Source organism: Agrobacterium sp. RAC06 (assembly GCF_001713475.1).
GTDB lineage: Bacteria > Pseudomonadota > Alphaproteobacteria > Rhizobiales > Rhizobiaceae > Allorhizobium.
In genome coordinates, this window is sequence record NZ_CP016499.1 from 2,249,487 (window position 1) to 2,262,554 (window position 13,068).

A 13,068-nucleotide genomic window follows, 5' to 3' on the forward strand; every position below is an offset into this window, starting at 1 on the left:
CACCCCTTAACAAGTTGAGGGCAGTTAAATCCCGATGCCGGGGCAAGTGCAACGGTTTCTTAACCCTGAATACATAACCGGTTATGCTTGCAGCGACCATTATTGAAAAAGAAGTTAATTCCGAGCCGAAAAATCCTTTTATTTCTGCAGTTTACTCAAATTTTAACGAATGAGCCCCAGCGACTGGAATGGCATCCATAGACTGCACTGGCGAGCACTAAGGCCACTTGAAGCAGTATCCAGAGGGCCACTGAAAACAAGCAAAGGCCGGACACTCGTCAGGTATCCGGCCACTCAAGAAAACGGGACGGCAAGATCAGTCTTCCGCGAAGATCGGGTCGTCGATGAAGGGGCCACCCTGATAGACCGCGATCGTGTCGCCCGGCTTCGGCCTTGCCACCGCTGCATCGATTTCGGCGCGGAAGCGCTCGGCGTTATCCGTCGGCTGCCAGCCGAGATAAGAGACATGGGAATTGTCCCACCAGCGGGTGTCGTTGTTCGAGCAGCCCCAGATCACCGGGCAGCCCAGGCGCGGGACACGGAAGATGCATTCGATCATCGACAAAAAGTCTTCGTAACTCATCCAGGTGGAGAGCATGCGGTGGTTTTTCGGCTTCTCCATGCAACTGCCGATGCGCACCAGAGCCGTCTCCTGGCCGAACTTTTCGAAATACATGCGGGCGAGCGCCTCGCCGAAGCATTTGGACACGCCGTAAAGCCCGTCCGGGCGCATGGGCATCTCGTGGTCGAGATACTCGTCCTGGCGATAAAAGCCGATCGTATGGTTGGAGCTAGCAAACAGGATGCGCGGCATGTCGTTCGCGCGCGCGGCCTCATAGAGGTTATAAAGGCCGAGCAGATTGGCGTTCATGATCTTGGAGAACTTGTCTTCAACCGAGATGCCACCAAGATGGATGATAGCGTCACAGCCTTCAACGAGCCTGTCGACGGCCGCCCGATCGCCAAGATCGCAAACCATTGCCTCCTCATGCGCCGCGACCTGACCGAGATCAACGATATCCGAGACCCTGACGATCTCCGCAAGCCCCTTCAAGCGCCCGCGCATTGCGCTGCCCAACCCGCCGGCAGCCCCCGTCAGCAAAAGCCTCTTCACGCGCAGTCCTCCATGATGTCACACCTCGATTTATCATACAGGTTGCCCTGACCCGGTCAATATCGTAAACCTTATGGGCGACAGGCTGACAAAGCCCGACGCATGGATGATGATGTGCGCAGGTACACAGGGGCGGGGAAACACGTATGGCATTGCAGGCAAGAATCGAAGCGGGCTCAGGGACCCTTGTGGAGAAACTCGGCGACACGTTGCGCAAGGCGATCGGCGCCGGCCAGTTTCCACCGGGCAGCAAGCTGCCGAGCGAAGCCCAGCTATCAGAAGCCCATGGCGTGTCGCGAACCGTCGTGCGCGAGGCGATCGCATCGCTGCGGGCTGACCGGCTGGTCGAGGCCCGCCAGGGCGCTGGCGTTTTCGTCCTCACACCTCAGGAGCCGACACCTGCCCCCTTGCTGATCGGCAATGTGGATCCGGCGCGCGTTTCGTCGATGATTGAACTCCTGGAACTCCGAACGGCAGTCGAAGTAGAGGCTGCAGGCCTCGCCGCATTGCGACGCTCCCCCGCACAGGAAGAAGTCATACTTGAACGACACTACGCTATCCGCGCCTGTCTTGAGGCGGGCCAATCGACCACGGAAGCCGATTTTGCCCTTCATCTCGCCATCGCCGAAGCGACCAACAACCCCCGTTTCCGTGAATTTCTGGCCATGATCGGCAAGAATGTCATCCCGCGGGCCGCATTGCGCGACGAAGACAGCGAGGAAGACCAGTCCGCATACCTGCGCCTCATCGATGCAGAACATGCAGATATCGTCGAGGCGATTTCCCAGGGCGACGAGGAGGCCGCTCGCGACGCCATGCGCCGACATTTGCGCGGCAGTCAGGCGCGCTACCGCGCCCTTTTGCGCGAGCAGCGCCAACCTGTACGATAACATTTGACATAGGCGTCGTTAATACGTATGACAACTTGGCCGGAGGAGGCCAAGAGAGGACATTCGAACATGACGCCGCAAGATATCAAGGCCGCGCTCGGCGCCGGCCTGCTCTCCTTTCCTGTCACGCATTTCGATGACGCAGGGAATTTCAAGTCCGACAGCTATGCAGAGCATGTGGCGTGGCTGTCAGGCTTCGACGCGCCTGTGCTGTTTGCAGCTGGCGGCACGGGAGAGTTCTTTTCGCTGACGCCATCGGAAGTTCCGCGCGTGGTTGCCGCAGCCAAGGAAGCCGCCGGGAAGACGGCGATCGTCTCGGGCTGTGGATATGGCACCGACATTGCCATCGAGATCGCGCGATCTGTCGAAAAGGTCGGTGCTGATGGCATCCTGCTGTTGCCGCATTACCTGATCGACGCGCCGCAAGAGGGCATGTACCAGCACGTCAAGCGCATCTGCCAATCCGTCGGCATCGGCGTCATGGTCTACAACCGTGACAATTCGGTTCTCGGTGTCGAGACGCTGCAGCGCCTGTGCGACGAGTGCCCGAACCTGATCGGCTTCAAGGATGGCACCGGCGATATAGGGCTCGTGCGCCAGATCACGGCGACCATGGGCGATCGCCTCACCTATCTCGGCGGCATGCCGACGGCTGAACTCTTCGCCGAGGCCTATCTCGGCGCTGGTTTCACCACCTATTCATCCGCCGTCTTCAACTTCGTGCCGGGGCTGGCCGTCGACTTCTACAAGGCGCTGCGCGCCGGTGAACGCGAGCGGTGCGAGACGATCCTCAAGGACTTCTTCTATCCGTTCATGGCTATCCGCAGCCGGCGCAAGGGTTATGCCGTCTCTGCCGTGAAGGCCGGTGTGCGTCTGCAGGGCTTTGCCGCCGGCAAGGTGCGCCCTCCCCTCGATGATCTGACGGCGGAAGAAGAAGAGATGATGGCCAAGCTTATTGCGCCGTGGAAGCGCTGAGCAAAGGACGCGCAGACATGAAGATCGCAGAGGTTCGCACCCATCTTCTCGAGCACAGGCTCGCCGTCCCGTTCCAGAGCGCTTCCATGCGCTTTGACCGGCGGGCGCATGTGCTGGTGGAGATCGTCTGCGACAACGGGCTGACGGGCTGGGGCGAATGCCTCGGGCCGGCTCGGCCGAATGCGGCGGTGGTCGCGGCCTATCGCAACTGGCTGGTCGGCATGAACCCGCTGGAGACCGAGAAGATCTGGGCGGTTCTCTACAACGCCCTTCGCGATCAGGGCCAGCGCGGCCTGACACTCACGGCGCTTTCAGGCATCGACATCGCGCTCTGGGATATCAAGGGCAAGCATTTCGGTACATCCGTGTCGACGCTGCTCGGTGGACGCTTCCGCGAGAGTGTGAAGGCCTACGCGACCGGCAGCTTCAAGCGCGACGGCGTTGATCGGGTCGAGGACAATGCGAGTGACATCGCGCTCTATCGCTCCCAGGGCTTTCACGCATCCAAGATCAAGGTCGGTTTCGGGATCGAGGAGGATCTGCGGGTCATCCGGGCTGCACGCGAAGCAGCCGGCTCCGAGATGCGCCTGATGGCCGATGGCAATCATGGCTATGGTGTTCTGGAGGCCGTCGAATTCGGCCGCCGGGCTGCAGAGTATGGTCTCGACTGGTTCGAGGAACCCGTCGTCCCCGAACACCTCGCCGCCTATCGCGAAGTTCGGGCCAGGCAGCCGATCCCGGTAGCCGGCGGCGAAACCTGGCAAAGCCGCTGGGGCATGAAGGAACCGATCGAGACCCGCGCAATCGACATCGTCCAGCCGGATCTTGCCGGTGTCGGCGGCTTCACCGAGGCGAAACGCGTCGCCGATCTCGCGGCATTGCACGGTGTGCGGGTCGTGCCGCATGTCTGGGGCACGGCCGTGCATATTGCGGCAGCCCTGCAGTTCATCGCGGCGATGGTGCCGGATCCGGTGCGCGTCAACCCGATCGAGCCGATCCTCGAATTCGATCGTACCGACAACCCCTTCCGCCAGGCCGTGATCCAGACGCCGATCGAACACGAGAATGGCGTCGTCGCCATCCCCAACGCTCCCGGGCTTGGCATCGAAATCAACCGCGATGCCCTCCAGGAATTCAAGATGAAGGACGAGGCATGAGCCTGATCCGCACCCTGTCCGGCGCCAAGCCAAAGATCGTCCTGCCGAAGGGTGCTATCGACACCCAGATGCATGCCTATCTGCCCGGCTATCCGGCTCTTCCCGGCGGGCCTGGCCTTCCAGCCGGCGACCTGCCGACACCTGCGCAATATCGCCAGTTCATGGACTGGATCGGCATCGATCGCGTCATCGTCACGCAGGGCATGGCGCATCAGCTGGACAATTCCAATCTCGTCGCATGCCTTGAGCAGTTCGGGGACATCGCCTGGGGCATCGCGGCCGTCGATGCCAGCACAAGCGCAGCCGAGCTCGACCGCTTGTCAGCGGCCCGCGTCCGTGGTGCACGCATCATGAACCTGCCGGGCGGCGCGGCCAATCTGACCAAGCTTGAGGAAGTGGACGCGATTGCCGCCAGCCGCGACTGGATGATCGCCATCCAGTTCGATGGTAGCGACATCCTCGACTACGAGGAGCGGCTCTCGAAACTGAAATCCCGCTGGGTGCTCGACCATCACGGCAAGTTCTTTTGCGGCGTGACACCCGAAAGCCCTCAGGTTCAGGCAACAAAGCGGCTGATCGACGGCGGCCGCTGCTGGTTCAAGTTTGCCGGCGCCTACGAGTCCTCCAAGACGGGCGGGCCCGATTTCGCCGACGTGGCCGCCGTTGCCCGATCAATTGCGGCGCATGCGCCCGAACGCATCGTCTGGGGCTCGAACTGGCCGCACAATCTGGCGCGAACACAGGCGGACTATCCAGACGATGCGGCCCTTGCCGACACCGTGCTTGGCTGGTTGCCCGATGAGGAAGCCCGCCGTCTCGCGCTCGTGGACAACAGCCAAGAACTTTTCGGCATCCCGCCTTCTGAAGGCAGATAGTCGAACTGCTAATCCGTCGAAACGGGAGGTTTCGACGGCTCAATCAAAGAGGAGGAAGACCAATGAAAACTGCCGCAATGCTTAGCCTCGCAATGGGGCTCACCCTTGGTGCGGGTGCTGCCTTCGCCCAGGAAATCACGCTGCGTTCCGCCGACATCCATCCCGATGGTTATCCAACGGTCGATGCCGTCAAGTTCATGGGCGAATTGGTCAAGGAACGCACCAACGGCCGCATCGCCATTCAGGTGATGAACAACGCCGCACTGGGCTCGGAAAAGGACACGATAGAGCAGACGCGCTTCGGCGTCATCGACATGAACCGCGTCAACAGCGCGCCGTTCAACAACCTCGTACCGGAAACCGTCGTCTTCGGCCTGCCCTTCCTGTTCCGCGACACCGAGCACATGCACAAGGTGGTCGATGGAGACATCGGCGACGAAGTGCTGGCTGCCTTCGAACCGCACGGCCTGATTGGTCTCGCCTTCTACGATTCCGGCGCGCGCTCCTTCTATTCGACCAAAACCCCGATCAACAGCCTTGCCGATCTCAAGGGCATGAAGGTCCGCGTCCAGCAGTCGGACCTCTGGATCGCGATGATGGAAGCCTTTGGCGCGAACCCGACGCCGATGCCTTTCGGTGAAGTCTATTCGTCGCTCGAAACTGGCGTGGTCGACGCTGCCGAAAACAACTGGCCCTCGTATGAGTCCTCGCGTCACTTCGAAGTGGCCAAGAACTACACACTGACCGACCATTCGCTGACGCCGGAAATCCTCGCGATCTCGAAGGTGACCTGGGACAAGCTGACACCGGAAGACCAGACGATCATCCGGGAAGCGGCAAAGGAATCCGTCGGCAAGATGCGTGAGCTGTGGCAGGCCCGCGAAAAGGCGTCGGAGGAGAAGATCCGGGCATCTGGTGCGAACATCATCACCGTCGACAAGGCGGAGTTCGCCGCTGCCATGCAGCCGGTCTATGACAAGTTCATCACCGATCCCAAGATGAAGGATCTCGTCGAGCGCGTTCGCGCCGTCAAGTGAGACAACAGACCGGCCGCATCCGAGATGCGGCCGGTTTTTCTTATCCTGGATTTCGGAGGGATCCATGTTGCGTTTCATGCGGGCTGTCAGGCCCGGCCTCAGCTGGCTGAGCCGCGCCTGCCTTTATCTGGCCGGCCTCGGCGTGGTCCTGATGACCATCATCATCGGCTGGCAGGTTTTCGGCCGTTACGTGCTCAACGACACACCGAGCTGGTCCGAGCCCCTGTCGCTCCAGCTGATGTCCTGGTTCATCCTGCTGGGTGCTGCCGTCGGCGTGCGCGAAAGCGTGCATCTCGGGCTCGACATCGTTCGCCACAACATGGCGCCTCGCGTCCAGCGCCTGATGGATCTCGTCAGCCTCGGCCTGATCTGCCTGTTCGGCGGCGCCATGTCCTACTACGGGACGCAGTTGGCCATAGGCACCTGGACGGCTCGTATCCCGGTGCTCGGATGGCCGGGTGGCATAGATTTCATCCCGCTCATCGTCGGTGGCGCGATGATCTCCATCTTCGCGCTTGAACGCTTTATCGACACGTTCATCGGACAGGTCGAAGCAGTCGCCGACGAAATCGCTCAGGCCGAGGTGGTGTGATGGCCTATACGATCCTCTTCGGTACCTTCGCCTTCCTGATGGTCCTCGGCATGCCCATCGCTTTTTGCCTTGGGATCGCGTCGCTGGCGACCGTCATCTATATCGGCATCCCGCCGATTGTAATTTTCCAGCAGCTGAATTCGGGGATGAATGTCTTCGCCATGATGGCGATCCCCTTCTTCATCTTTGCTGGCGACCTGATGGTTCGTGGCGGCATCGCCTTCCGTCTCATTCGCTTTGCCTCCGGCTTCGTGGGACACATGCGCGGCGGTCTGGGGCAGGTGAATATCGTCTCATCGACGCTGTTCGGCGGCATTTCGGGTTCGGCGGTTGCCGACGCATCTGCTATCGGCGGCCTGATGGTGCCGCAGATGGCGGCGCGCGGCTACGATCGCGGTTACGCCGTGAACGTCACGATCAGCTCTGCCCTGATCGCCCTGATGATTCCGCCGTCGCACAACATGATCCTTTACTCGATCTCAGCGGGCGGAACGGTCTCGGTTGCGGATCTCTTCACCGCAGGCATCATTCCCGGGATGCTGCTGACCGTCGCCCTGATGGTCACCGCCTATGTCGTGGCCCGCAGACGTGGGTATCCGGCCGAACCCTTTCCTGGCTTCGGGAAACTGCTGGTCTTCTTCTTCGCCGCCCTGCCAGGTCTGTTGCTGATCGCAATCATCTTCGGCGGCGTGCGCTCCGGCGTCTTCACGGCGACCGAAAGCTCCTGCATCGCGGTTATCTACGCCTTTCTCGTCGCCGTTCTCGTCTATCGTGAGCTGAACTGGAGCGGCTTCGTGGAGGCGATCCTGGGGGCTGTGAAAACCACATCATTGGTGTTGCTCGTCATCGGCATGGCCGCTGCCTTTGCATGGCTCATGTCCTTTCTCCAAGTGCAGGTCACGCTCATCCAGCTGGTCAAGTCTATCTCGGACAATCCGATGGTCGTCCTGCTGCTGATCACCGTGGTTCTCCTGATGCTTGGCACCTTCATGGACATGGCGCCTTTGATCATCATCACGACGCCGGTCTTCCTTCCGATCGTCCAAGCCTTCGGCATCGATCCCGTGCATTTCGGCGTCATCATGATCCTGAACGCCGGGATAGGCCTGATCACGCCACCGGTTGGGACCGTGCTCTTCGTCGGCTGTGCCGTGGGCAAGATCACCATCCGGGAGGCGATGCAGACGATCTGGCCATTCTTTGGCGCCTGCGTGACGGTGCTTTTGTTGGTCACCTTCATTCCCGAAATATCGCTCTGGCTGCCAGCGCAGTTCAAGTGATCCTCCCGCCCTCGCATTCCGAGGGTTCTCAGCAGGGGCCTCGGCCCCTGCCTTTTTTCCTGCCCGAGCGACATAGTGCACATTCGATACTGTCATTTTGGCAAGTGAACCACACAAAATGACAGATTCTCGCCATTTCGGCGAAGCGCGACCACCGCTACAGTGATCCAACCTTTGTTTTCAACCGGTGGATCATGACAGCGCCAGCCCCTTCGGAAAAAGCCCTCGTCCCCTTCGTCAGCGTCGAAAACATGATGCGGCTCGTGCATCACATCGGAATCGAGCGCGCGCTCACCGAGCTTACCGACGTTATCGAAGCCGATTTCAAACGCTGGGAACTGTTCGACAAGACGCCGCGCGTCGCGTCGCATTCCCGCGAGGGCGTCATCGAGCTGATGCCGACATCGGATGGGGAGATCTATTCGTTCAAATACGTCAACGGCCATCCGAAGAACATGGCCGAAGGCCTGCAGACTGTGACGGCCTTCGGTCTGCTCGCCGATGTCTCGACTGGCTATCCGGTTCTGCTCACCGAAATGACCCTGCTTACGGCGCTGAGGACAGCGGCAACGTCCGCCATGGCCGCACGCCATCTGGCACCGAAGGGTGCGACCACCATGGCGATGATCGGCAACGGGGCGCAAGCGGAGTTCCAGGCGCTGGCGATGAAGGCCGTGCTCGGCATCACCCATGTCAGGCTCTTCGACATCGATCCGAAGGCACCGGAGAAAACACGGCGCAACCTGGAGGGCTCCGGCCTTCATGTCACGGCCTGCACAACGTCACAGGCGGCGATCGAAGGCGCGCAAATCATCACCACCTGCACCGCCGACAAGCAGTATGCGACCATCCTGACGGACAACATGGTCGGCGCCGGCGTGCACATCAACGCGATCGGTGGCGACTGCCCCGGCAAGACCGAGCTGCATCGCGATATCCTCTCCCGTGCCGACACCTTCGTCGAGTATCCGCCGCAGACGCGGATCGAAGGCGAGATCCAGCAGATGGATCCGGACTATCCCGTCACCGAACTCTGGCAGGTGGTCACCGGTCAGATCGAGGGCCGCAAGAGCGAGAAGCAGATTACACTGTTCGACAGCGTCGGCTTCGCGATCGAGGACTTTTCGGCGTTGCGCTACGTGCGCGAGCGCGTGCTTGGGACCGCCTTCTTCCAGTCCGTCGACCTGATCGCCGATCCGGACGATCCGCGTGACCTGTTCGGCATGCTGCAGCGGGCCAAGAGGTGATCAACCGGTCGGGGCGGCTGCGGCAATTTAAGCAGACAGAAATATTTGGGGCTTAATGTCTCCCTATGGCGGAGGAGCATGCCCGAATGAATGAAGTTGAACGCCTACGGATACTCGATCAATACGGCATTCTGGATACACCACTTGAAGAACCCTTCGAGCGTATCTCGGCTCTTGCACGCCTGATATTCGACACCCCGATCGTGCTAATTTCGCTGGTCGACGACCGGCGCCAGTGGTTCAAGACGAATATCGGCATCGATATTCGCGAAACCCCACGCGAGCAGGCTTTTTGCAACGAGACGATCCGGAGCGATGACGTGCTTGTGATCTCTGACGCAGAACATGATATTCGAACGGCACTAAATCCCCTCGTTACCGGTAGCCCGCACATTCGCTTTTACGCTGGCGCGCCCTTGATTACGCCCGAGAAGGCGCGACTGGGATCTCTGTGCGTCATCGACCGAGCACCCCGTCGCTTCGATGAGCGACAGAAGGCAATCCTTCAGTCGCTTGCCGGTCTCGTAATGAAGGAGATGGAACTAAGGCGGCAGACCGATCATGACTGGCTCACTGGCGCTACGTCTCGCTCCGCATTCTATGGAACTTGGGAGCGACTGGCCGCCCGAATGACGCCACCGTCGATCGGCCTGATCAGCTTCGACATCGATCACTTCAAGCAGATCAACGACCGATTTGGTCATATGGCAGGCGATCGTGTGCTGATCGACGTTGTGGAGGTGTGCCGTGGCGTCCTGCGCGATGGGGATGTGATCTCACGGATGGGAGGCGAGGAATTCGCCGTTCTCTTGCCGGGGGCTACTGCCAAGAGCGCGCTTGCCGTCGCCGAGCGGCTGCGCCAGGCCATCGAAAGTTCGCGGAGGCCAGAGGGCGATGGCACGGTCACGGCGAGTTTCGGTGTCACCATGCTCGATCAGAGCGACATTGGTCTGGCAGATCCGCTGCGACGCGCGGACGACGCTCTCTATCAATCCAAGGCCAACGGCCGCAATCGAGTCACCTGTTCCTGGGCCATGCCTGCGGAAATAGGCCCTGGCGTCGGTAGCGTGCGCAATGGGTCTTTAAGCAGATAGTCTGCCCGTTGGTCCGATCCGTTCATGCCGGCCCGAGAAGAATGTCTTCGGCTTCTTCACGTTCCATTTCGAGCACACGCTTGGCCAGATCGAAGCCGAAACCCTGGCGGGCAAAGGAGGCGATCTCCTTGCTCCAGCGGGCGTCATCGGCTTCAACATCCGGCCGGCGGAAGGGCCCGAAGGCCTTCTTGCGCGCGTAGACCACGGCCGAGCGAAAATCGTCGGCGTCGACGAGAACGGCTTCGACGATACTGCGGTCGACCCCCTTCTCAGCAAGCTTGCGGGCAATCGCACGCTTGGAGCGACCGCTGCGCGCCGCCGAATTCGCACGGATCTCGGCGTAATTCTGGTCGTCTAGCGCCTTCATGCTGCGCCCGAAGGCAAGGGCCGTCTCGGCCAGCGCGTTTAGCTGCCCCTCACTGATATCTTCGAACTTGCTGCGCGCCTTGCGCCTGATGGCGTCGGCGAGTTCCCGTTCGGTCATCATGCGCTTGGCAAGCCGATAGGCAGCCGAGTTCTTCGCCCAGGCCAACATGCGTGGCGTTGGCTGATCTTCAGTGGCTTTCGACGGTTCGTCCATGGGCCCGGTGTCCCAACTTCGTGGGCGATCGTCAACAGACTTCTGGACGGTCGGGATCGGTCAATGAGACCGCAGCCACTCCGCAAGTTCGGCCTCGGCGCGCTCGAGGGCGCTGTAGTTCAACAGCTTGCGCAGAAGCGCGACCGTCACCGCTCGTGCTCGAAGGTTGAAGCGCCCCTCGTCGCTGTCCTCGACCGACATCTGGTAAACACCGAGCTTTTCGTAAAGCTGCTGCAGACGGTTCTGGACGCTGCGGATCGACAGGCCCCGGCGCCGAGCGATCGTGCGGTCAGTGAGGCCGAGCGCGATATCCACCAGGATTTCGTATTCGCTGTCGCTGAAGCCTCGCACCTGACCGAGGCTCTTCTGCTGCATGCCGCGAACCTCGCGGTCGATGACGCATTGCGCCTCGACGAAGATGCTGCGAAGCGCGAGTTTCAGGCGCTCGTCGGAGGCTGATTTGAGCACGTAGCCGTAAGCTGCCCCATCCGGCACGATGCGGGAGACGCCACGCACATAGGCCTCGTCGGAATAGTTCGACCAGAAGAGAATGCGGGTATCAGGGCGCTCCTTCCAGATGGTGCGCGCCGCCTCAATGCCGTTGCGGGCGTTCATCTGCAGGTCCATGACGACATGGGCGGACTTGTGGTCGCGGGCAAGGCGCTCGCCTTCGGCCCCATTTCCGGCTTCGATGACCTTGTCGCATTCGGGAAGAGCGGCACAGACGGCCTCCAGCAAATACGACCGATGCAGCGGATCGTCTTCGACGATGAGAACCTTCACTTGATGTCCTCCAGCAATCCTGCCTTGGCAAGGGTAAGCGGCATCTGCACGCGCATTACCGTCCCTCGTCCCTCGCGCGTCGTCCCCAGTGTCAGCTTGGCGGAAATGAGCCGCGCCCGCGTCACCATATTGTCGATGCCGCCACCGGCGCTGCGGTCCGAGCGGGAAAGACCCTCCCCGTCATCGGACACCTCGATCGTCAGGGCATGTGCCGTACTCTTCAACTTCAGCTCCAGCACATTTGCCTGCGCATGGCGCACGGCGTTGTTGATGGCTTCCTGCGCAATCCGGAACAGGGCGATGCGGACAGACTGGTCGATGGTGTCGATCAGACCGTCCGTGTCGTCGCTGAGGCTCCAGGCAAGCTGCGAGCCGTGGTCGCGCACGGCGCGGTCGAGATGGTTCTCGATGGCGTGGGCAAAGCCGAAGAGCTGCAGGACGGAGGGCTTGGCCTCCTCGATGATTTCGCGGAGGTCCTGCATGCAATGCTGAAGGCCGCGTCCGACCGGCTCCAGCGCCTCGCCTTTCACGTCTCCTTCCTGCATGAGCCGATCGATGCGCCGCGACAGGCGGGTGAGGTCGGCGAGCGTCTGATCGTGCAGATCCATGCCGATGCGCTGCCGCTCGCGTTCCAGTGCTTCCGTCAGGCTCAAAGCCCCGGCCCGCAGCCCCTCCTCGCGGGCGCGTGCCTCGGCCTCGACGATCGCCGATTGTTTGGCCTGTTCGGCGGCTCTCAAGGCAAAGAAGTAGGGCGCGAGTAGGTCGGCGATGGACTGGGCATTGGCCACGTCCTGCTCGGTGTAGAAACCGACCGCATGCGACGAGCAACTGAGCGCGCCGATAACCTCACCGCGCACCTTGAGCGGTACATGGAGACGGCTGCGCAAATTGTGCTCGAAGATCGGGCGCGTGAAGGGCGTGTCGACGTGGTAGCGCGTTTCCTGCTGCGCATCATCCGTCAAAAGGAAGTCGATTTCGCCCCAGAGCAGGGTGCGGATCGGGCTGCTCGCGACCGGTGCGGGCGTGGTCTGACCCCAGAAGGTATCCAGGCCGGTCTCGTAAGCCGTGTGGTAGAGGCCGTTGACCATGGTGATGCAGACATCGAGGTGGTCATGCGGCACGATATGCGATACTTCGACGCCCACGGCCTTGATGGCCGAGCGGAAATCGAGCTGCCCGGCCAGGAGCCTGGATATGCCGAGATAGTGATCGAGCAGCGCTGACGGCGCGATCTTGAGCATGATGTCCTCCCCGCGACCACTCCCACGGCCGCATCTCCTTCATAACACATCTCGACAGGGTGGTCGTCCTGCGGGATCCCGCAGGACTTTGCGCAATTCCCGCAAACGTCCTGCCGTCCCGAACCTGTACAGGCGTCGCCATTGCCTCCATCCTGATCCTGCCGAGAAGAGGAACTCGGCGGGGAATTCAGACCGGGACACGC

At 61.1% G+C, this 13,068-nt stretch carries 13 protein-coding genes; 9 read left to right on the forward strand and 4 right to left on the reverse strand.

The window, feature by feature from the left end:
- Positions 1-316: 316 nt before the first annotated feature.
- A complete protein-coding gene (locus tag BSY240_RS10870) occupies positions 317-1,114 on the reverse strand; it encodes an NAD-dependent epimerase/dehydratase family protein (RefSeq protein ID WP_069042314.1) in 798 nt (265 codons plus the stop codon).
- A gap of 146 nt (positions 1,115-1,260) precedes the next feature.
- On the opposite strand from BSY240_RS10870, the gene BSY240_RS10875 reads away from it, so the two are divergent.
- From BSY240_RS10875 to BSY240_RS10915, 9 genes are all read left to right on the forward strand, one after another.
- Entirely contained in the window at positions 1,261-2,004 is a 744-nt protein-coding gene (locus BSY240_RS10875; protein ID WP_069042315.1) for a FadR/GntR family transcriptional regulator, read from the forward strand.
- A 69-nt stretch (positions 2,005-2,073) separates the two neighbouring features.
- Positions 2,074-2,979, forward strand: coding sequence for a 5-dehydro-4-deoxyglucarate dehydratase (gene kdgD / locus BSY240_RS10880; RefSeq protein ID WP_054148998.1), 906 nt, complete (start codon positions 2,074-2,076; stop codon positions 2,977-2,979).
- A 17-nt stretch (positions 2,980-2,996) separates the two neighbouring features.
- A complete protein-coding gene (locus tag BSY240_RS10885) occupies positions 2,997-4,136 on the forward strand; it encodes a mandelate racemase/muconate lactonizing enzyme family protein (RefSeq protein WP_069042316.1) in 1,140 nt (379 codons plus the stop codon).
- Positions 4,133-5,011, forward strand: coding sequence for an amidohydrolase family protein (locus BSY240_RS10890; protein ID WP_069042317.1), 879 nt, complete (start codon positions 4,133-4,135; stop codon positions 5,009-5,011). The genes BSY240_RS10885 and BSY240_RS10890 overlap by 4 nt, the downstream gene beginning before the upstream one ends.
- Positions 5,012-5,073: 62 nt before the next feature.
- Complete coding sequence (locus BSY240_RS10895) at positions 5,074-6,048, forward strand: TRAP transporter substrate-binding protein (protein ID WP_054149001.1); 975 nt, start codon at positions 5,074-5,076, stop codon at positions 6,046-6,048.
- Positions 6,049-6,112: 64 nt separating this feature from the next.
- Positions 6,113-6,640, forward strand: coding sequence for a TRAP transporter small permease (locus tag BSY240_RS10900; RefSeq protein WP_054149002.1), 528 nt, complete (start codon positions 6,113-6,115; stop codon positions 6,638-6,640).
- Positions 6,640-7,920 (forward strand): TRAP transporter large permease, encoded by a 1,281-nt coding sequence (locus BSY240_RS10905; RefSeq protein ID WP_054149003.1) that lies wholly within the window; start codon positions 6,640-6,642, stop codon positions 7,918-7,920. Before BSY240_RS10900 ends, BSY240_RS10905 begins: the two co-directional genes overlap by 1 nt.
- 194 nt (positions 7,921-8,114) lie before the next feature.
- Complete coding sequence (locus tag BSY240_RS10910) at positions 8,115-9,167, forward strand: ornithine cyclodeaminase (protein ID WP_069042318.1); 1,053 nt, start codon at positions 8,115-8,117, stop codon at positions 9,165-9,167.
- Positions 9,168-9,253: 86 nt separating this feature from the next.
- A complete protein-coding gene (locus tag BSY240_RS10915; RefSeq protein WP_171901567.1) occupies positions 9,254-10,261 on the forward strand; it encodes a GGDEF domain-containing protein in 1,008 nt (335 codons plus the stop codon).
- Positions 10,262-10,283: 22 nt separating this feature from the next.
- Here BSY240_RS10915 and BSY240_RS10920 read toward each other — a convergent pair whose 3' ends face one another.
- Genes BSY240_RS10920 through BSY240_RS10930 form a run of 3 tightly spaced genes read right to left on the reverse strand, consistent with a single transcriptional unit; the run spans position 10,284 to position 12,865 of the window.
- The gene (locus tag BSY240_RS10920) at positions 10,284-10,841 is read right to left on the reverse strand and encodes a regulatory protein RecX (protein ID WP_069042320.1); all 558 of its coding nucleotides are present in this window, start codon (positions 10,839-10,841) and stop codon (positions 10,284-10,286) included.
- Between the two features lie 60 nt (positions 10,842-10,901).
- On the reverse strand, positions 10,902-11,624 hold the full coding sequence (locus BSY240_RS10925; RefSeq protein ID WP_054149007.1) for a response regulator transcription factor: 723 nt from the start codon (positions 11,622-11,624) through the stop codon (positions 10,902-10,904).
- Positions 11,621-12,865, reverse strand: coding sequence for a GAF domain-containing sensor histidine kinase (locus BSY240_RS10930; RefSeq protein WP_069042321.1), 1,245 nt, complete (start codon positions 12,863-12,865; stop codon positions 11,621-11,623). Before BSY240_RS10930 ends, BSY240_RS10925 begins: the two co-directional genes overlap by 4 nt.
- Positions 12,866-13,068 lie beyond the last annotated feature (203 nt).